This window comes from Planktothrix sp. PCC 11201 (assembly GCF_900009135.1).
Classification (GTDB): Bacteria; Cyanobacteriota; Cyanobacteriia; order Cyanobacteriales; family Microcoleaceae; genus Planktothrix.
This window is the reverse complement of record NZ_LT797710.1, coordinates 330,818-351,906: the sequence shown is the minus strand read 5'-3', so window position 1 is coordinate 351,906 and position 21,089 is coordinate 330,818. Positions and strand designations below refer to the sequence as shown.

The following is a 21,089-nucleotide window of genomic DNA, read 5'->3' as shown; positions in this document are numbered from 1 at the left end:
TCATTCCTTTTAGGCTAGGGCTAATTCTTTAATTCTTCTTTCTAAGGATACGGTATAGTTAAGCCTCAAGGATTGGGTTGAACTCAAGTCGGGCATTTCTTGCCAACAGTGGCGACATCTCCAAACCAGATGACCTTTACGAACGTGTTGGAGCATTGGCGATGCACAGCAGGGACAGGTAGGCATATAAGTTGATTAAACCTCGTATGAATTAGCAACTTTCGATGAGCTTCTGGGATAGGGAGCAGACTCTATCGGTAACACTGAGATAATGATTTGAGAATAAAAAACAAATTTGAAGAAGTTTTGAAGATTAAAATAATTCCGAAAACTGTAATAAATCTATACATTAAGAATAGGAAACGGACTTAAGCAGAGTGATCAAAATTGGTGCCAAAAACACAGACTCGGTTTCTGCCTTCTTCTTTAGCTTGGTATAAAGCCGTGTCTGCTGCCCGCACAACCGACTCCCCTGTTAAACCTTGACTGGGGAACATGGAAATGCCTAAAGAGAGGGTAATTTGACCTAAATCTTGATCCCGGTGTTTGGGCTTTAATTGTTGCACTTCAACTCGAATTTGTTCTGCCCTTTCTTTCACAAGTTCCAGAGAAATTTCTGGTAAAATCAGGGTAAATTCTTCACCCCCATAACGACAAGCAATATCTGACCCCCGGACATTTTTTTGTAATATATTTCCCAGTTGTTGCAAGACAATATCTCCGGCATCATGACCAAAGGTATCGTTATACTGTTTAAAATGATCAATATCAATCATAATAATCCCTAAGCTAAACTTTTGACGTTGGGCGCGGTTAATTTCTCGTTCTAGGGATTCTTCTAAATAGCGACGATTATATAACCCGGTCAAACCATCTCGGATACTTTGATATTCTAAGGCTTCTCGTAATTTCAAGTTAGCTAAGGCTAAAGCAATATGTTCCGCCACGGCCGTTGCTAACCGTTGTTGGTCTCCCGAAATTTGTCCCGATTCTTCGGAGGCTAAACACAATAATCCTAGGGCATCTCCTTGGGCAATCATGGGTACACAAAGATGTTCAACCATCACGGGATAAGGACTGGGAGGTTCGGTTTTTGTCGAGGAGTTAAGAATGATTTTACTAGAACTATTGGAATTTAATTGATATTGACGATAATTTTTTTGATGGATATGTTTACATAATAAATTACTCGTAGAAGCCGGAACAAAATGGGATCTTCCTCGCCGTAATGCCCAACAATCTTGAGGGGAAAAAACCGCCTCACTAATGCCATTTAAATCTCCCCAAATTGCCACCATTTCTACTAGATTTTTAGAATTTCTCGCCACAAATAACCCCCCCGAAATATGGGGGAAGAAGGGTTTAAGTAAATCATTAATTACTTGATAGGCTTCTTCGGTGGAATTACAAGCCTGTAAAAATTCACTCATTTGACCTAATAGCAAGGTTTCACGGTTGCGTTGTTCCAAATCATTTACCCAGCGTGTGAGGTTTTTATTGGCTTGTTGGGCGGCTTCTTCAGTTTGCTTGCGTTCGGTAATATCACGACAAGTGATGGCAATCCCATCGGACAGAGGAACCACTTGCATTTGTACCCATTTCGCTTTAATATTGGGGTGGGAAATTTCTAATTCTTCCTCAAAGCCTTTACGGGTTCTAAAGGCTCGCAAACATCGCTCAAAATAGGTTAAATTTTCCTCTCTGAGAAAAACTTCATTTAGTCCTTTCCCTAACAAATTATCTTTGTTTTGTGAAAGTAGTTCTTCGGCTTTAGAATTCATATCTACCAAAACAAAATTTGTTAATTTTTCCTCGGCATCTCGATAGCTTTGTAATAGAAAAAACGCATCTAAACTACCATCAATAGCCGCTCGAAATCGGGCTTCTGATTCCTGTAGGGCTAGGGTGGTTTTTTGGCGTTCAATGGCTTCTTGTTTGAGGTCATCAATGGCTTTAGCTAATTCATTTGTGCGTTGTTTTACCCGTTGTTCAAGTTCTTCATTGATTTCATGGAGTTGATTTTCTAAAAGTTTACGCTCGGCAATTTCTCGGATTAATTCATCATTGGAAGTTGCCAGTTGCATTGTCCGTTCTTGAACTTTAATTTCCAGGTCTTCTTGGGCTTTTTGAATAGCAATTTCAACCCGTTTGCGATCGCTAATATCTCGCATAAAAACCGTTAAAATTTTTCCGGCTTCTAAGGATAATTGAGAGATAGAAACCTCAGCCGGAAATTCCGTTCCATCTTTACGGCGACCCGTCACTTCCTGATATTCTCCAATGTGTTTAATTAGACAGTGGTCAGGTAATAATTCTGGACTATATTGACAATCGTTGTGAAATAAAAATTCAGAAATTAATAAGTTAAAAGGCTGTTTCAAAATTTCATTTGCCGTATAACCAAATATTTTTTCTGCCCCTTGATTGAATAGAGTAATTTCCTGTTGCTCATTAATCGAAATAATCGCATCCTGAGCCATATCTAAAATCCCAGCCAAGCGTAAACCCGAATCGATAATAGCTTGTTCGGCTTGTTTAGCTTTGGTAATATCTCGATTAATTTTTAGAATGGCAATCGGATCTCCTTGGCTATCTTTCTTGAGTGACCAACTACTATGAATAATAACCGTATTTCCCTCTCGATCAATTTGAATTAATTCCCCTTCCCAGTTCCCTTTTTTTAGCACTTCCTGTTTAATTTTTTCTAAGGATTCAGGAGATTGAATTTTGAGCAATTTAACTAAATTTTTTCCTAAGACTTCTGATTTAGAATAGCCATATAGTTTTTCTGCACCCTGATTCCAATAGTTGATATGATCATTCAAATCAATAGCAATAATGCCATCATTAGCTAAGTCTAAAAGTTGAGCTTGATCCTGTAAAATCTGTTGAGTTCGGGCTTGTTCTGCTAATTCCTGTTTTAACCGACTATTTAAAGATTCTAACTCAGCCGTCCGCTCAGAAACCTTGATTTCTAGTTCTTCATTAATTTTTTTTAAGGATTCCTCTGACCATTTTCGCTCCGTAATATTGGTGAGAATCACCACACAGCCTTTAAAAACACTATGGGGAGTGGACAAAGGACTCGCACTCAATAAAAAGTTGATTTTTTCTCCATCTTTGCGAATAAACAGAACTTCCCGTCCTTTATAGGGATGACCATTAATCACAGATGCAATGGAAAAAATAGAATTAGAACTTTTCTCCTTTTTTCGCAAGGCGGGACTACCATTTTGTGGCGGTAAAAGTTCAAGTTTAATTAGGTCATCGAAATCGGAAAGCAGTAAATTTGCCCCTAAAATTCTCTGAGCTTCCTGACTGGCGCGAATAATTTTTCCCTGATAGTCACAAACAATAATAGACTCGGCTGCTTGTTCTAAGAGTAATCGAGTTAACCGTTCTTGAGCAACAATATCTTCATCTCGTTTTTGTTCTGATAAATCGGTGATAATTAAACATCCGACCTCCACTCCTTTTTGGTTCAGGATATTAATAGAAAGATAAACCGGAACTTCCGTTCCATCCCGAGCAATTAAGGTTAATTCAGCCTTTCCCGAACCCAAACTTGCCTTCTGACAGAGGGCTTGAAATAAGGTTAAATCCGAGGGAGAAATAAATTCCTTAAAATCCGTCCCAATTAAATTTTTTAATGGGGTTTTAACTAGAGACGCTAATCGTTTATTACAATAGAGCAGTAATGTACTATCGGTGGTAATGGTGGCGGCACCCTCTTTCATTTCTTCCACCAACATTCGATAGGAAGAATCAGCCCCTTGCAGGGTATAAACCTGTTCTCCCTCTAACCCGGCAATTACTAAAGCATCAACTTCCCCATTGCCAATCGCTCGTAGTGTTTCTTTGGCAATTTCTAATTGGTAACGAAGATCTTCAACTTCCTGTTCTAATTGTTCTTCTGATTGCTCTAAGTTAACCATGGTTAACCGTTCGTTGACAAAATAACATTTTTTCAAAAAGATAAATTCAAAGCCATCAGGATTTTATCAGTTTGAGATAAATCCCCGATAATTCTCTGTAACGGTAAGGGGAGAATCCGAATTAAGGTGGGGACAGCGACGATTTTTTGTCCTTCCGTGAGTTCGGGTTGTTGGTACACGTCAATTACTTCTAAATTGTAATTGCCTTTTAAGTAGGTTTCACAAATGTACTTGATGGTTTTCAACGCTAGAATTGATTTAAGATTGGTTCCAGCGATGTACAGACGGAAACAATAATAACCTTCCTTCGCCGTCGACTGCAAGTCCTCTTTGGGGGCCGGGAAATAAGATTTCATAAAACAACTTCTCCTCTTGTTTTAAATCAGGGATTTTTCCAACCCTCTCCTTTCCACAATTCTAGCCCCACCAGAATTCTTTCGGGATTGGACAAGTCCCCAATAATTTGTTTTAGGGGGCGGGGAATTTTACGAACCAAGGTGGGAAGGGCGAAAATGTGATCTTGCTCGGCGAGTCGGGGGTCATTTAACAAATCAATGACTTCAATCTGATATTGACCCTGAAGATACTGTTCACAAACTTTTTTCAAGTTTATAAATGCTGTGATAGCTTTAGGGGTTTGTCCAGCAACATACAAACGCAATTCCCAAAGTTTAGGTTCACCGGGTTTCAAGTCCTTTTGATTATCCATGGTCGTGGCAACTTTTCTGGGTTCAAGACATTAACTTTAACAAAAAGATAACTTTTGACTAACGGTAGTAAGAGCAAATGGCAGTAGCAGAGGTTTATGTGGATAGGTTACCCCCTTGGTCACTAACTGGTAACCCTTTAAATACAAAAATTTACGAATTTTTAGAGTTAACTTCCCAGGCTTCGGATAGAGGCTGCAAATCGGACGCACACCGGACAATAATTCCCTGGGTTCGAGGGGAAATGGTTTTTTCTTTAGGCAATTTCAGCAGTAATAGATTTTGATCTAATTCTGCCGTTACGGTTTCAGGATGGACACAATGGGGTAGGGGAATCAAACATTGAAATTGTTGGGAGGGATAGGTAAAATCACAGTACCCTAGCACCTGTACCTGTTCAATTTTTTCCCCAGATAAAAACACGGTTTCTGAGGTCACACGAATTTCCAGATTCTCTGGTTTTAGACTAGGAATGGAGACTTTTAAAACAATATGATTCGAGGTTTCTTGCATTTGCACATCCCGAATCGGTGTGATCCCCTCCTGAGCCACCCATAGGGTTAAGGGGGGATCATTAGAGATGGATTGATCTTTAATAACTTGCATCCGTTGATACAAATTGTTCAGAAATTTCCAAGGGTTCAAATTCTCGAAAATCATAGCTTAATTTTGCTTGAGTTAGCTTAAAAGTTGGACATAAAGCCCTGGGTTTATATCTAGTATTCTTATAACCTAGCAAACAAATTTGAAGAATTTTTGAAGTTAGATATAGGTTTCTCAAGATTGGTGGGAATAGGTTAGAGGGAATAGGGAATTACGAATTACGAATTACGAATTACGAATTGAGAATAGGGACTAATGTATTTTTGATCACATCAATTTGCCGTTCCTCTCGAATTCTTTTATAATCTTGGGTTGGGGTTGGGAGTTTGGGGTTTTGAACTGTCCTATCGTTACGTTTCCTCCCCGGTTCTGATTCCACTGTTCTATGAGGTGTTTATGATGTTTTCCCAGTCTTTCGGATACCGAATCGATAACTATTCCCATTTTGAGGTCACAAGCGATAGCCGGATTGAAACCTGGTCTCCGAGTAATATTGTACCGATTGTGATTGAGCAGTCAGGCATGGGGGAACGGGCCTTTGACCTCTACTCCCGTCTGTTGAGAGAACGGATTATTTTCCTGGGAACTCCGATTGATGATGATGTGGCTAATGCCCTGAGTGCCCAACTGTTGTTCCTAGAAGCCGAAGACCCGGAAAAGGATATCCAAATCTACATTAATTCTCCGGGGGGGTCTGTGACCGCAGGCATGGCGATTCTGGACACCATGCAGCAAATTCGCCCGGATGTTGTCACCATCTGTTATGGAATGGCCGCTAGTATGGGGGCTTTTTTATTGGCCGCCGGCACCCCGGGAAAACGGATGTCTTTACCCAGTTCCCGAATTATGATTCACCAACCCCTCGGCGGCGCCCAGGGACAGGCCGTTGATATTGAAATCCAAGCCAAAGAAATCCTCTATCATAAACGGGTACTGAATGAGTTATTGGCGGAACACACTGGTCAACCCATCGAACGAATTGAGGAAGATACCGAACGCGACTTCTATATGTCCGCAGAAGACGCCAAAGAATATGGTCTAATAGATAAGGTGATCGACCGCACCCAAAATCTTCCGATTCCCGGAGAGTCCGTTCCCGTAACTTAAGATGAGGTAAATATGTCCAAGTACGACTCCCATCTGAAATGTTCTTTCTGTGGTAAGTCCCAGGAGCAAGTTCGCAAATTGATTGCAGGCCCAGGTGTCTATATCTGTGATGAATGTGTGGAACTGTGTAATGAAATTTTAGATGAGGAGTTATTCGACAGTAGTTCGGCCACGACTCCCCCCACTTCCCCTCGTCCCCAGCTTCCCCAACCCCCACAACGGCGACAACGGACTGGACGAGTGGGTTTAAATCAAATTCCTAAACCTAGAGAAATTAAATCCTATCTGGACTTGCACGTTATTGGCCAAGATGAGGCGAAAAAGGTGCTCTCGGTCGCAGTTTATAACCATTACAAACGGTTAGGGTTTCTCCAAACAAAAACCACCGGACGACCCGCCGAAGATAGTAATGTTGAGTTACAAAAATCTAATATTCTGTTGATTGGCCCGACTGGATGCGGGAAAACCCTCTTGGCGGAAACCTTAGCTAAAATGTTAGAGGTTCCCTTTGCGGTGGCTGACGCCACGACCCTCACGGAAGCCGGTTATGTCGGGGAGGATGTGGAAAATATTCTGCTGCGGTTATTACAGGTTGCTGATTTTGATGTGGAAGAAGCCCAACGGGGCATTGTTTATATTGATGAAATTGATAAAATTGCCCGCAAAAGTGAAAATCCCTCCATTACCCGGGATGTATCGGGGGAAGGGGTACAACAGGCTTTATTAAAAATGTTAGAGGGAACCGTTGCTAATGTTCCCCCCCAGGGCGGACGCAAACATCCCTATCAAGATTGTATTCAAATTGATACTAGTAATATTCTGTTTGTCTGTGGGGGGGCCTTTGTGGGCTTAGATAAATTGGTGGAGCAGAGGACGGGCAAAAAGTCCATGGGATTTGTCCAACAGGGAGACAGTCAACCGAAAGATAAACGCACCGTTGATGCCCTCAAACACATGGAACCCGATGATTTGGTCAAATTTGGTCTAATTCCTGAATTGATCGGTCGGATTCCGATGATAGCGGTCTTAGAACCCTTAGATGAAGCGACCTTAGTGGCTATTTTAACGGAACCTCGCAATGCTTTGGTCAAACAATATCAAAAACTATTGCGGATGGATAATGTTCAGTTAGAATTTGATGAAGATGCGATTCAAGCGATCGCTCAAGAAGCCTATCGTCGCAAAACCGGAGCCCGAGCATTACGGGGAATTGTAGAGGAATTAATGTTAGATGTCATGTATGAAATTCCCTCGCGTAAGGATGTCAAACGCTGTCGGGTCACGCGAGAAATGGTAGAAAAACGCTCCACAGCAGAATTACTATTACATCCATCTTCCTTACCCAAACCCGAATCAGCATAATCATTTGTAGGGGCGGGTTCTGTTAGATATTTGGTAATTACTTAAATCTGGGTGAACCCGCCCGTACATTATCGTTAACAAATTTATTATGATATTATGACATTAAATCTATTAAATTCGGTGCATCTAAGATTCAAAGAATCTCAATTCAAACTGAAAAAATTTATCCCTATTTTTGTCGGTTTAATTACCTTATTCAGTATTTTAGGGGTCGGACAATTTCAAGTTTTAGGACAACAACAAAACGATATTACGATTGATTTTGCCGCTCAAAGAACTGGCTTGAGTTCCGTCAGTGGCTTTTTGTATGGGAAAAATGCCACGCAACCTCCCGATACTATGATTAAACCCCTAGAACCTAAACTGTGGCGGACATCCCAACTGGACTTGTATCCGCGAGTGATTGGACTTGGGGCTCAATTTCAACTGATTTTAAGTGATACCTGGGGCTATGGCTCCCCCAGGGGATGGCCCTATGATAATTATGCCAAATGGGAAGAACACGTCCGACAAATCGCCCGCCAGCATAAAGATAAAGTCATATTATGGGATATTTGGAACGAACCCGACTTAAAAGATCCCTTTTGGAAAGGCACCCGAGAACAGTTTTTTGAAACCTATAAACGAGCCTATCAAGTATTACGTCAAGAATTAGGCCCAAATGTGATAATTGGTGGCCCGAGTCTTGCCCAATATGATCAAAACTTTTTCACCGCATTTTTAAATTATTCTAAAGCTAATAATTTAGAAGTTAATTTTTTATCTTGGCATGAACTCAATGATCAAGATATTACCTCAATTACGGCTAGGATTAATAATGCCCGTCGGAGTTTCCAACAAAATCCCAACTACCAAAGTTTAAAAATTCAGAAAATTTATGTCAACGAAATTATCGGCCCTACGGCTCAATATCGTCCGGCGGAAAATTTAGGCTTTTTGTATTACACCGAATTAGGACGGCCCGATGGTGCGGTTAGAGCCTGTTGGGATCCAATTAATAAAGGAAGTGGAACTAATAATTGCTTTAATAATAGTTTAGATGGTTTAGTTACCCCCGATCAATCCTTACCCAGAGCCGTGTGGTGGGTTTATAAAGCCTACACAGATGGGTTTAATTCCCGGGTTGCCAGTCAGTCTAGTAACCCTAAAATTGTTGCCTTAGCCAGTCGTGCCAATCGGGAAGGAAAGGCTCAAATTCTATTCGGTTATTTTGAACAAGCCTTTTCTACACCAACGGCGGGAGTCACCTTAATTCTGAAAAATTTACCGAATTCCACGGGAAATTCCACCGTCAAAGTCCAAAAGATTCCTGATTCTGGAGAACAAGTGATCAAGGAATTAGCTACAGTCCGACAGGAGAATATTACCGTAAATAATCAACAGTTAGTCCGGTTAACTATTCCTAATATCCAACTGCATGAAGCTTATCTTTTAACTATTGGCTAAGGTTTAGTTAGTAATCTCTAGCTGGAGATTGAACTTTTTTGCCGGAAGTTGGTCAATACCGAAAGAACCTATTACAATCAAAGATAACTGTTTCTGAGGTAAATTTATGCGGCTAACTTACCGGGCTATTGTAGCAATATTTGGACTGTCTATGGCGGCTCTGTTCACGAGTTCAACTCCAGTTATGGCGGAATCAATTGCCCAAGCTGCACCGAATCAACCCCAAATGAATGACCGTTCAGATAAAATGTTCAGTTCACTGAATTTAACCCCGGAACAACAACAGAAAATTCAAGGAATTCGCCAGGAATATCAGGGACAAATCCGCCAACAACAACAACAAATGCGTCAACTTCAGCAAGAATTAAATGAGTTAATGGCTAAAAATGCACCGGAAAGCGAACTTCGCCTAAAACATAATCAGTTTATGGCATTAAAACAACAGATGGGAGACATTCAGTTTAATATAATGTTAAAAACCCGAGAAATTTTAACCGCAGAACAACGCACTCAACTGGCTAATTTGATGCAAGAACGCCATCAAAGCCCTCGTCGTGATCGCTAATTTTTTTAGCCTTCCGATAAAATAAAATATACTGATCAAAGCTTAGAGAATGTTTTAGGCAAAATTTTGCAGGAAATTCAATTATTTCTAGGCTTTGAACCTCAGTAATTTTAAAGGTAAACCCTGATTTTAAAATTAAGCAATGCGTGGAGAAGATTTTTTACTCAGTTAGCTGCACTTTTCCACATATTCAGATAACCAATTCACCAAATTCAGTTTATGTAAAACAAGCTGTCGAGCTTCTGCGATCGCCTCTTTAGCTTGATGCCAAGCATCTGGTGTAGCAATAATTTCCTTAATATAAGCAATCCCTTTTTCATCTAAACTGGGTATTCTTAGGAAACTGCCTGGAGGTAAAACTTTATCGGCTGCCGTTCCACCGTAGTAAATGGGAAGACACCAAGCTAATAAAGCATCCCACATTTTTTCGCTTAAATACCAATCATTATCAGCGAAGTTTTCAATTGTTAAATTATAATAATAGGGGGCCATACCATACCATTTATTAGCTAAATAACCGGATGACTTAGACCAATCTGGCATATTACGACCATAGTAATCAATCTCTGACCCACTCGATTGAATTAAACGCAAAAATTCTAATCGTTTGAGATGATTTTCTGAACGAGATACCCCAGATGTAATCCAACTACAAAGTTTGATTTTTTCAGGGGGGGGTAACTCATTAAAATCACGAAATGTATTTAGATGATACCAAATTGCGGGCATATATTCAGAAATCGGAGCCACGTCATCGGCTGCCGAAACATATCCACAATATTCTTGCGCCCATTGATAACAAGTACGATTATAATTATTCAGATACTCTAAGGGAGGTTCACGCCAGATAAAAATGCGACGTTCCTTGGGAACTCCTCTAAATTTTTGCTCTAAATTTTGTTGGTATTCTTCTAATTTTTCAGAGTAGTTAATATTTTTAAATATCAATTTATTATGTTTACGAGGTGGAAGTTGAGCAAAGTTATAGAGAAGGAGAAAGTCAGGATCAGGGTGTTTAGCCATGACTTGAATATTATTCCAAACTCCAAAACTATTAGGGCTTTGATGCCAACTCCAATCGCATTGTTCAACGCCTGGATAGGACGTGATCATCCCAATAATTTTTCGAGCCATCTTTTGATTCTCCAATTTAATTTATGACTTAATAGTTTTTCAGTCTTAGCTTAACGCATTTTTCAATAAATTCCAAATTTTCTAGGATACTCGTTGCTGATTTGTAAGACTCCATAATTAGTTCCTCTTTTTCCTCTGGAGTATCGACCATTTCATCAAGTAATAATCGTAAAAATCCAATCATCGGATTGAGACGAGATCGGACTTCATAGGAACTTTTAATTAAAGCTGCATCGCGACTCACTTCATCGGCAAACTGCAAGGAATAAAGTTTTGCATACTGACCGCCTTTTGCTAATAATTCATTGTGGGTTCCCACTTCTACCACTTGTCCTTGGTCTAATACAGCAATTTGATGTGCTTTTTGAATCGTAGAAAGGCGGTGAGCAATGACTAAAGTGGTGCGGTTGTGGCTAAGTTGATCAATAGCCTCTTGAACTAACCGTTCTGATACGGTGTCCAAGGCACTGGTAGCCTCATCTAAAATTAAAATTTCTGGGTTTTGTAATAATGCTCTAGCAATCGAAAGTCGCTGACGCTGACCTCCTGATAATAAAACACCGCGATCACCAATTTGAGTATCAAAGCCTTGAGGTAATGTAATAATAAATTCATAAGCATTAGCACGTTTAGCGGCATTAAAAATTTCTTCATCCGTTGCATTAGGTTTGGCATAAGCGATATTATTTCGAACCGAGGTATTAAATAAAAAGGTGTCTTGACTGACAATTCCCATTGCTCGTCGGAGACTTTTAAAATCAAATTCTCGTAAATCATGATCATCAATTTTAATGGCTCCAGCCACGGGATCAAAAAATCGGGTTAATAAATCAGCTAAGGTTGATTTTCCGGCTCCTGAACCCCCAACCAAGGCTAAAGTCGTTCCACGAGGAAGGTGCAGATCAATATCTTTTAACACTAATTTATCATTACCCGGATAACCAAAAGAAAGATGATCAAAATGAATTTCTTGTTGTAACCCCGGATAAGGGAGGGAACCATTATTCATGAAAGGTTTATTGTCTCGGCGCAAGAATTCCTGGATTATTAGTACCGATGGCATATTTTGAGCTAAATTACTCCGTAAGTTATTTAAGGTAGAAATTAAGGGCAGGGTGCGGAATAATAAAAATAGATATGTTAGCAAAATAGTTGTTAAAGATTGAATTTCTTCAGAGGCTAAAAATCTTCGACCCAAAACTACCAGCAATAAAATCACTATCATATTAACTACTTCATTGATCGGGGCGATCGCCGATGAATTCATGAGAGATTGAAATTCCGCCTTTTCTCTTTTTTGACTTAATATTTTAAGGCTTTCATATTCTGCTTGTTCATGCCCCATCGCTTTAACCTGGCGCATTCCATTCAAGATTTCCATTAATTGAACAGAATAATTTCTCGAAGATTTTGATAATGCCGAACCATATTTTTTAGATCTACTAATAATGGACTGATTGATTCCAGTCACTACAGCTAAAACTAAAGTTGTTGCTAAAGTCAGTTGCCAAGAAATAGATACTAATAAGGTTAAGAATGTAAAAACCGTGATTCCCGTTGTAAACAGTCCTATATACAAACTAATCGCGCTTGAAGTTCGGCGTGTTTCTTCTCCTAAACGGTTAATTAAATCTCCAACTTTCGTTTTAGAGTAAAAATCTATATCAATGTCTAATAATAACTGAATCCCGGCTTCTCGAATATCACAGGTTAATCTTCGGCTCAAAGATGCTGCAATCAGGGTATTAAGATAGGTGGTAAGATTTTTTAAAACCAGGGTGAAAATAATAGCACCTGTCATTAATCCTAAGCGGTAAGATTCAGGAATATTGCCAAAGGGAGAAAGCAGTTTTTGAATAATTGGAGGTGCGCTTTGGAGTTCAATGGATTGTCCCAATAAATTTAAAATAACGGGTACAATTAAAGTTGTACCCACCCCACTAAAGATCGCGCCGGAAAATCCTAAAACAACGGTCAGAATCATTTTTACAGGATACCGTTTGGCATACTGAAAGAGAAATCGAGTTGCAGACATTTTGGAACTTGTATAATGAATATCAGAATAATATTGTGAGCCCGATCAGAGGCAATCGCTCAAAGTCCGTTGGTTCACCTTACTGTTTAGGATAACAGTAAAGGCTCCATTACCTCAGTCAGAATCGCTGCCATGGTCTTGACACTATAGTGTTCAATACATCGCTTTCTAGCTTCCTGACCTTTCTGATTAGCCCTTTCTAAATCATCAAATATAACAGGTAAAATTTGGGCAATTTGTTCAGGAGAACCCGGATCGACTAAATAACCCGCTTCACCCAAAATTTCTGGAATATCTCCGACCCGGGTAGATAAAATGGGTTTAGCCATTGCCATACCATCGGTTAACTTCAAAGGAAATTGAGCTTGGGCTGTCAGTGTATTTCGTTGAGGAACTATCACCACATGAGCCGCCGCCACAATTTCTGGCATGGCTTCGACAGGAGAGCGAGGGAGTTGAATAATCCAGCGACCCCATTTTTGCATCAGTTTTTGGTCATAATCATCATAGGGACTATCTCCCACCAGAACAAGCCGTAAATCAGGGGTATTCAACTGTTCAAGGGCGACGAGTACATCTTCTACACCTTTATGGGGTCGGGGCGCACCAGGAAACATTAAAATCCGATATCCATCTAAGCCATAACGTTCCCGACTAGTTTGCGGATCATATCGTTGAGGGTCAAATAGTTGGGTGTCTTTGCCATTGGGAAGATAAACTCCACCGAATCTTTGTTGCAAAAACTGAGTGTCAACCGTAACAGCATTTGCTCGGGTCACCAAAGGCTCCATCCATTTAAGATACTGGGGGTGATCGGAATATCTTAACTGACCGTTGGGTTTAAATAAATCTCGGTAAAACTGTTTAAGGGAGGGACGATACTGCCACTGGTCACCCCCATGCCAACTGAGTTCCCAGTCATCAATATCCAGGATCACAGGTTTTTGGTGAAAAAACCTTTTCAACAGGGCTATGCCAAAACTGGTAGGTTTGAGTTTAACGGCATAGATAATATCCCCATTAATTTTGTCTAAAAGCTGTTTGACATTGCCAAATAATTGAGGATAAATTCCCCCTGGTACTGACTCAACGTGCAATTTGGGAGGAGGGGCGGGGTAAATTTGATCACCTGGAAATAAAAATCCGAGAATTTCTACATCATAATTTAATGTTTGTAGAGCTTGAGCAATGACATAGGCACGATCAAGACCACCTTTGGATAGGGTTGGCGATAAGATAGAAATTCTTGGCATTTTGGCTTCGAGGTTAAGAGCAATAGTTGACACTTTCAGGTTTAAAGACACTAATATCCCGGTGACACAATTCAATTAATTGAATTGTCGCTGCGACTGCCATATATCATTAAACGATATGCCCACACTCGGGAATAGACTTTACAAAGTTGCTTTCCTGAATGATAGGGGATCAACACTTAGCTGATTCAGAATCTCTTGATACAAACCAGCCATTTCATCGGCAACATTTTGCATGGTTCTCACTGGTAAGATATTCTGATGGAATTGACGAATTAAATCGCGATGAGTCGCTAAATAGGCAATGGCTTCTGTCCAAGCCGAGACTTCCGTGGGTGTAGAGACAAGCCATCCATCAACACCGTGACGAACCAATTCTGCAATGCCCCCCAAATGGGAACCGATAACGGGTGTACCTACCGCATAGGCTTCGAGAACCACCAGTGGGCCTGTTTCTAACCATTGGGAAGGTACAGCTAGTATATCAAACCCAGCTAAATGTTGAGGAACTTCTTCCCTGGAAAGCTTTTGAGCAACTCGAATTCGAGAATCTTGTTCAGCTATAGCTAAGACTCGTTCCCGATTGTTTTTACCAGCCTCCCCATGCAACATTCCATGAATGGTCAGTTCCACGGGAATATCTGGATCTAAGCGGTGGATGGCTTCTACTAGAATTTGGATACCTTTCGTTTCTTGCCATCGTCCTAAAAATCCAATTTTGAGCGGAGATTGCTGCTGAAATTGTTTTTTTTCTGCACTGGAATAGCTCACACCCTGACGACATAATACTAATTTTTCGGGAGGAACACCATTGAGCAAAAAGGCATCATAAAGCCATTGACATACCGCCACGATTCTATCTGCTAAATTAGCCATTTCTAGGAGAGACTGTCGATGAATTTTAACGCTCAGAGGAATGGCTATTGTTCTGCCTAACTGTCGGATTCTGACATCGGGGGCAGAAGTGAGTTTGGCGGCAAGGGGCAGACCTATTGAGGCGGGGAGTTGACTGATTCCTTGGATGATGGGAGCGGGGACTCGTTTAGGAACACCATAACAGCGTCCACAACGCACAGGATCAATATAACCATCACAAGGATATTGTTCTTGGTGCATCATGGTTCCTCTGAGACACACTGCTTCTGGCATATGAATGGTGACGATGGTAGGTAGTCCCAATTGACGAGCCAGACGAAGATGATGCAAACCACAGCCATATCGCCAGGAATGTTGATGATAAATATCTACGCTTTGGCTAGATAACCAATCAGCGAACTGAGAAAAACCCAAAGGTGGAAGTTGTTGTTTTTCTTGAGAAAGGTTAGGACAAGGAGCTACGGGATAGCGATAAACATTAACTCCTTTATACTGATAGTTTCTTTCCTGGGTCTGCAAAAGATCGGACACAGCCACCTGAGTTTCAATACCATGGGGTTGTAGCCCTTGAATTAAGCCATCAAGGTAAACTTCAACTCCTCCAGAGGAATCAGGAAAATACCAACTTGTTGTGGAAATTAGTTTCATATTCTATAACTGGTTCATAGCTGCTCAAAACTCTTAATACAATAACGACTCTCTATTTTCGATTTCAGAATTATTTATGACTCAAAAGTTATCAATTTCCAGTTTACCTAAATTTTTATCATTAGAATTTCTCCTCCTGAGTGCAATTTTTCTAGGGATTTTCTTACGAATTCTTAATTTAGGAACCCGTGAATTTTGGTATGACGAGGTATTATCCCTCCTATTATCGACAGGACAAAAAAGTGCCTATGTTACTCCCCAAGATATTCCGGTAGTTTTAGCCCATTATACTCAACTTCTCAATTTGCCCACAGAGTCTCATCCCAGTGATATTCTGAAAACCCTAGTAAGTCTGCTGCGGGGAATTGTTGGTGGAGAACCTCATCCTCCTCTATTTTACCTCAGTCAGCATTTCTGGTTACGATTGTTTGGCAATAGCGAAATGGCGCAACGGAGTCTCAATACTTTACTGAGTCTATTCAGTATTTTTTGTAGCTATGGTTTAGGACGCAGATTATTAGGATATCGAGGCGGTTTATTATTCGCCGCCTTATTAGCAACCAATCCCTTCTTTTTATTTCACTCCTTAAATGTACGAATGTATGCCCCTCTAGTTCTCTGGACAATTTTAAGTGCTTGGGCTTTAATTCAGTTAATCGGTGTTGATAAAATTCAACCTCAAAGCTCTCAAATTGAAATAAAATCTTCTCTAAGTTTTAAACAAAAACTGTTTTGGACAGGAGTATTAATTCTGTCGGTAGCGGCGGGATGTTTAACGTTTTATTTATTTATTTATTGGTTAATTACTTTAGCCGTTTTGGTATTATATTTAGATCGGCGTCACTGGTGGCAACAAGCCTTACGCATCGGAACTGGGGTATTAATTACTGTTCCTTGGGTGTTATGGGGAACTCGTCAACAATTAAAAAATGCTGACTTAGGAAGGTTTAGCACTCCCCCCGGTTTTTTTGCGACAATGCTTCAGCATTTACAAGATTTTGCCTATCTTTTAGGTGTACAATTATTAGTAGGAGATTGGATTACCAGTATTCCAGTTTTTATTGCAGTTCTGGCTGGTATTTTCTGGATTATTGTTTTTATAGTTGGCAGTATTCGGCTTTGGAAATTGGGAGAACATCAACGGTTAGGAGTCGGATTAATTTTAGGAATATTCCCCCTGTTATTGGCTTTAATAGCAGATATTATCGGTAAAAAATTTACCATTGGGTTTGGCTGGGGCAGAAGTTTAATGATTATTCTTCCGGGTTGTCTATTGTTGATTACCCTATTCATTCAACGCCTAACAAAAGGACAATTATATCGTCTAACCGCAACGGGTTTAATTTTCATCTATTTAAGTATTGGTATCGCCGACTATAGTTTAAGAAATCGACAAATGTTTCATCAAATTTCTGATATTATTTCCACTCAACCGACCACTCCCACATTAATTGTCATGAATTCTAAAGCCTGGGGTCATGTTAACCGTTTAGCCTATTATATATCCCCTGAATATCCTGTATTTTTACTCGCGCAAGAATCAAATAAACTGGCTCCAGCTTTACAAAAATCTTTAACCGCTAAACCTTCAACCTATGGTAGAATTATATTGTTAGAAGCGGCTGAACCTGTTTGGTCTGAACCCACAACAGAAGCAGAACGAGAGAAAATTCAAGAAATTTTAAAACCTGAATATCAACTTAAAAAAAATCAGTTGCTGCAAGGGACAATGGATTTAGATGAATTTACTGTTAATGTTTATCAACGGTATTAATTTTGGGGATTAATTATTAATCGTGTAAAATAAGTAAATTAACTTTTGTCAGACATTTTTATGACAACAACTGCTCTCCCAAAACCCTATACTCGCATGAGTGAATTGTTACCTAGCCTAAAAGCGATCGCAATTCTCTGGATCGTAGTCTATCACATTTGGGCTTATACAAAAGGATATCTAAAATTTTCAGAAATCACGGATATTTTGACTGGAAATGGTGTTAAAGGGTTGGTGGAAGGATTTCTTAATTTATTCTGTTCCATGGGAGAACACGGAGTCCATATTTTCTTAATTGCTAGTGGGTTTGGACTCGCAACATCTTGGTGGAAAAGTTATCAAAAAACACCCGGTAATAATAACATTATAGCATTAATTCCCTTTTGGAAACGGCGATTATTACGGATTTTTCCCCTATATTGGATGGCTCATATTTTTGCCTTATTAATATACTTAATTAATCCCCAATGGGTTCCTTTTGGTCAAGAAATTTGGAGTCAAGGCGGGTTAACAATTGTGGCAGCTTTTTTCTCTAGTTTAACTACTTTGAGAAATTTTATGATGCCCTTTTATACCTTCTTAAATGGGGCTTGGTGGTATGTGGGATTAATCGTTCAACTTTATTTAATTTTTCCCTTTTTAATTCGTTGGGGGAAACGCTGGGGATGGCAAAATCTATTAATTAATTCTGTGGTTATTTCTTTATTATATCGAGGATTGATTGTGCTGCTTCCAGTTAGTGATACGATCACAGATCGATTATTGCGGGGGGCATTTTTTCCCTCTCGTTTATTTGAATTTGTCTTAGGTATTGTTTTAGCGATCGCATTATTAGAACAAAATTCTGGATCAGATAAATTATTAAACTGGAGTCAAAACTTACTATTTCAACGGCGATGGCTGGGGTTTTTAATAATATTTTGGGCTTTAGGATTAGCCTGTGATTGGGGATCGGAATCAGGATTAATGGCTTGGAGAATTCCGGCTGATTTATTCCTAGGAATTGGAGAATTTTTTGCCCTATTTCAAATTATCAATTATTTACCTAGTCTGAAACCTTGGTTAAATCCTGTTGGCGACACATCCTATGGTATTTATCTAATTCACATGAACTTAGAAACAGGTTTATGGATCGGAATGGGTTTTATTTCCTTTTATTGGTTGCGTTTATTTGTGGTAGTCGCGATCGCCTGTTTCTTAGGAGGACTATTTGATCTTGCTGGGAATTGGATCATTAAACAGGGGTTAAAAAATAATTCTTTTTCTTCTCCTAAATAACCCCAAAACCAATAATTACTTAACTTCCGTTACTCGCCAACTCAATTTTAAATTTAGCCAGAAATTCCAAAAAGTGACAATAGCGATCGCAATTATTTTTGCTAAATAGGCATTCATTCCAAACACATTAAATAGGAGATTCACCAATAGCACATTTAAAATTAACCCCGATAAACAAATTAAGTTAAACTTCAAAAATCGTTTAAATCGTTTTCCTGTGCCTTTTTGATGGCTAGAAATATCTCCAAATGTCCAAAGATCATTCCAGATAAAATTATTAATAATCGCTACTTCTGCCGAGAATATAGCACTACGGGTTAAAGCCAAACCAACAACGGTATAGAGGAGATAAAACACTCCCATATCCACAAAAACCCCACTAAAACCCACAACTCCAAACCGCAAAAACCGCGTTACCGGCCATCGAGCTAAACGCAATTTAACTAAATGTTGTAAATATTCAATATATTGTTTCCAAGTCACTTTGCTTTCCCCTTCTAAGCGTTCTTGGAATACATAACCCACTTCTCCTACCCAACGAATTTGACCCCGACCTAACACTTCAATTAAAATTTTATAACCAATGGGATCAAGAGTTCTTCCAGCAATTGCTTCCCTTTTAACCATAAAATAGCCACTCATTGGATCAGACACTCTACCAATAACACCGGGTAAAATAATTAATCCTAAAACCTGCGCCCCTCTCGATAAAAAGCGCCGAATCACACTCCAATCACTAACGCCACCGCCCTCAACATGGCGACTGCCAACGGCTAAATCTGCACCCCGTTCTATTTCTCCTAAAAGTTGCAATAAACTCTCTGGAGGATGTTGTAAATCCGCATCAATTACCCCTAAAATTTCCCCTCTCGCCGCTTGCCAACCCCTAATCACCGCCGTTGATAATCCCCGTTCTTCCTGACGTCGCATCACCCGCAATTGGGGAAATTCTGGGATTAACTCCGCCGCGACTTTCCAAGTCAAATCGGGGCTATCGTCATCAACAATAATTAACTCATATTCATTGGGAATTGCTTCCTCTAATAACTGAGTTAATTGTTGGACGATGGGTCTAACATTTTCACTTTCTTTATAAGTGGGAATGATCAAGGATAATCTAACAGCAAACTCGCTAATTTCCGTGGGAATAGTGGCTTGGGTAGGAATCTGTAATATCCCGGTTGGAACCGGAATTAAATGATTGACTTCGGGAAAATTCATATCGGGTTTGACCTCATTATTTTTACTGTTCACATATCATTAAATTTAACACGACCTGTCTGAACATAATCAAAGACTCGATTAATCTGGTTGCGTTCAGATTCGGTAATATCTTTATCAGATAAAATAGCAGACATTAATCTCAAATAATCAGCATGACCTAGTTGACCCGAATTGACAATCCGATCCGTCACTTGACTAATTGAGATTTTAGAGCGAGTGGGAAGTGTCCACAGCATTTTAACCGTAACCTCTCTAATTTAATTATTGACTAATTTTGCGATAAAATTTGCTAAACTAGCGAATTGCACCCACCAAAGTCTCAACTATTATAAACCCTGATCAACTAATCCCAGGAGATTGCTTTTAATGCAAATTCAACTAATTCCAGTCCTCTCTGATAACTATATCTTTTTACTGCATGATCCTGATCGGAAAATTGCCGCCGTTGTTGACCCCGCAGAAGCCTATCCTGTTTTACAACATTTACAGACATTAGATGCCGAATTAGTTGCAATTTTTAACACTCACCATCATAGCGATCATGTTGGGGGAAATACTCAACTGATTAAAGAATATCCCGATCTTACGGTTTATGGAGGTGAGGGCGATCGAGGTAGAATCCCCGGTCAAATGGTATTTTTAAAACCGGGTGATCAAGTTGAATTCGGCGATCAAATCGGGCAGGTTTTATTTGTTCCCGGTCATACAAAAGCCCATATTGCCTATTATTTCCCACCCATAAATCCCGATCAACCCGGGGATTTATTCTGTGGGGATACCCTATTTGCCGGGGGGTGTGGCCGTTTATTTGAAGGGACTCCCCAACAAATGTTGACATCTTTAAATCAATTTCGCAACCTCCCCGAAACTACTCGGGTTTGGTGTGCTCATGAATATACTCTTAATAACTTAAAATTTGCCTTAACGGTTGATGCTGATAATCAAGATTTACAGGATCGTTTTCAAGAAGTTACCGTAGCCCGCAGTCAAAATCAAGCCACAATTCCCTCAAATATTGGCTTAGAAAAACGCACTAATCCTTTTTTGCGTTGGGATATTCCCACTCTGCAAACGGCGACCAATAGCGATGATCCGATCCAAACCTTTGCCCGTTTGCGGGGAATGAAGGATCAATTTTAAGC

The 21,089-nt window shown here is 39.8% G+C and carries 18 protein-coding genes; 7 read left to right on the top strand and 11 right to left on the bottom strand.

The genetic code is table 11. The features are described 5' to 3' along the window. Positions 1-9: 9 nt before the first annotated feature. The 5 genes from PL11201_RS26550 to PL11201_RS20880 all read right to left on the bottom strand — a co-directional run bounded on the left by PL11201_RS26550 (position 10) and on the right by PL11201_RS20880 (position 5,302). Positions 10-156: a hypothetical protein gene (locus PL11201_RS26550; RefSeq protein ID WP_159451565.1), complete on the bottom strand. Its 147-nt coding sequence runs from the start codon at positions 154-156 to the stop codon at positions 10-12. Between the two features lie 212 nt (positions 157-368). Further along, positions 369-3,935 carry a PAS domain S-box protein gene (locus tag PL11201_RS20895; protein WP_144017840.1) on the bottom strand — a complete coding sequence of 1,189 codons (3,567 nt, stop codon included), beginning with the start codon at positions 3,933-3,935 and terminating at the stop codon, positions 369-371. A gap of 32 nt (positions 3,936-3,967) precedes the next feature. Next, positions 3,968-4,291 carry a circadian clock KaiB family protein gene (locus tag PL11201_RS20890; RefSeq protein ID WP_079680785.1) on the bottom strand — a complete coding sequence of 108 codons (324 nt, stop codon included), beginning with the start codon at positions 4,289-4,291 and terminating at the stop codon, positions 3,968-3,970. 26 nt (positions 4,292-4,317) lie between these two features. After that, the gene (locus PL11201_RS20885) at positions 4,318-4,644 is read right to left on the bottom strand and encodes a circadian clock KaiB family protein (RefSeq protein WP_079680784.1); all 327 of its coding nucleotides are present in this window, start codon (positions 4,642-4,644) and stop codon (positions 4,318-4,320) included. 151 nt (positions 4,645-4,795) lie between these two features. Beyond that, a complete protein-coding gene (locus PL11201_RS20880; protein ID WP_079680783.1) occupies positions 4,796-5,302 on the bottom strand; it encodes an Hsp20/alpha crystallin family protein in 507 nt (168 codons plus the stop codon). 339 nt (positions 5,303-5,641) lie between these two features. Between PL11201_RS20880 and clpP the strand changes: the two genes are divergently transcribed. The 4 genes from clpP (at position 5,642) to PL11201_RS20860 (ending at position 9,725) form a co-directional block, all read left to right on the top strand. Further along, complete coding sequence (gene clpP, locus PL11201_RS20875; RefSeq protein ID WP_079680782.1) at positions 5,642-6,352, top strand: ATP-dependent Clp endopeptidase proteolytic subunit ClpP; 711 nt, start codon at positions 5,642-5,644, stop codon at positions 6,350-6,352. A gap of 12 nt (positions 6,353-6,364) precedes the next feature. Next, the gene (gene clpX, locus PL11201_RS20870; protein ID WP_079680781.1) at positions 6,365-7,714 is read left to right on the top strand and encodes an ATP-dependent protease ATP-binding subunit ClpX; all 1,350 of its coding nucleotides are present in this window, start codon (positions 6,365-6,367) and stop codon (positions 7,712-7,714) included. Positions 7,715-7,810: 96 nt separating this feature from the next. After that, a complete protein-coding gene (locus PL11201_RS20865; protein WP_079680780.1) occupies positions 7,811-9,160 on the top strand; it encodes a GH39 family glycosyl hydrolase in 1,350 nt (449 codons plus the stop codon). Between the two features lie 106 nt (positions 9,161-9,266). Continuing rightward, positions 9,267-9,725 carry a Spy/CpxP family protein refolding chaperone gene (locus tag PL11201_RS20860; protein WP_079680779.1) on the top strand — a complete coding sequence of 153 codons (459 nt, stop codon included), beginning with the start codon at positions 9,267-9,269 and terminating at the stop codon, positions 9,723-9,725. 168 nt (positions 9,726-9,893) lie between these two features. On the opposite strand, the gene PL11201_RS20855 is transcribed toward PL11201_RS20860, so the two are convergent. The 4 genes from PL11201_RS20855 to PL11201_RS20840 all read right to left on the bottom strand — a co-directional run bounded on the left by PL11201_RS20855 (position 9,894) and on the right by PL11201_RS20840 (position 15,671). Continuing rightward, a complete protein-coding gene (locus PL11201_RS20855) occupies positions 9,894-10,859 on the bottom strand; it encodes a glycosyltransferase family 10 domain-containing protein (protein WP_079680778.1) in 966 nt (321 codons plus the stop codon). A gap of 28 nt (positions 10,860-10,887) precedes the next feature. Continuing rightward, positions 10,888-12,894 (bottom strand): ABC transporter ATP-binding protein, encoded by a 2,007-nt coding sequence (locus PL11201_RS20850; protein ID WP_079680777.1) that lies wholly within the window; start codon positions 12,892-12,894, stop codon positions 10,888-10,890. An 86-nt stretch (positions 12,895-12,980) separates the two neighbouring features. Continuing rightward, positions 12,981-14,147, bottom strand: coding sequence for a glycosyltransferase family 4 protein (locus PL11201_RS20845; protein WP_079681053.1), 1,167 nt, complete (start codon positions 14,145-14,147; stop codon positions 12,981-12,983). A gap of 141 nt (positions 14,148-14,288) precedes the next feature. Next, positions 14,289-15,671 carry a glycosyltransferase gene (locus PL11201_RS20840; protein WP_079680776.1) on the bottom strand — a complete coding sequence of 461 codons (1,383 nt, stop codon included), beginning with the start codon at positions 15,669-15,671 and terminating at the stop codon, positions 14,289-14,291. 76 nt (positions 15,672-15,747) lie between these two features. On the opposite strand from PL11201_RS20840, the gene PL11201_RS20835 reads away from it, so the two are divergent. Both PL11201_RS20835 and PL11201_RS20830 read left to right on the top strand, forming a co-directional pair. Then, positions 15,748-17,445, top strand: a complete 1,698-nt coding sequence (locus PL11201_RS20835) for a glycosyltransferase family 39 protein (RefSeq protein ID WP_079680775.1) — start codon at positions 15,748-15,750, stop codon at positions 17,443-17,445. A 60-nt stretch (positions 17,446-17,505) separates the two neighbouring features. Beyond that, positions 17,506-18,723: an acyltransferase family protein gene (locus tag PL11201_RS20830; RefSeq protein WP_079680774.1), complete on the top strand. Its 1,218-nt coding sequence runs from the start codon at positions 17,506-17,508 to the stop codon at positions 18,721-18,723. Positions 18,724-18,738: 15 nt separating this feature from the next. Here the strand turns inward: PL11201_RS20830 and PL11201_RS20825 are convergent, their stop codons facing one another. Continuing rightward, positions 18,739-19,944 carry a glycosyltransferase gene (locus tag PL11201_RS20825; protein ID WP_079681052.1) on the bottom strand — a complete coding sequence of 402 codons (1,206 nt, stop codon included), beginning with the start codon at positions 19,942-19,944 and terminating at the stop codon, positions 18,739-18,741. A 29-nt stretch (positions 19,945-19,973) separates the two neighbouring features. Beyond that, positions 19,974-20,183 (bottom strand): hypothetical protein, encoded by a 210-nt coding sequence (locus tag PL11201_RS20820; RefSeq protein ID WP_079680773.1) that lies wholly within the window; start codon positions 20,181-20,183, stop codon positions 19,974-19,976. Positions 20,184-20,313: 130 nt separating this feature from the next. Here PL11201_RS20820 and gloB point away from each other — a divergent pair, with 130 nt between their 5' ends. Beyond that, complete coding sequence (gene gloB, locus PL11201_RS20815) at positions 20,314-21,087, top strand: hydroxyacylglutathione hydrolase (RefSeq protein WP_079680772.1); 774 nt, start codon at positions 20,314-20,316, stop codon at positions 21,085-21,087. Positions 21,088-21,089 lie beyond the last annotated feature (2 nt).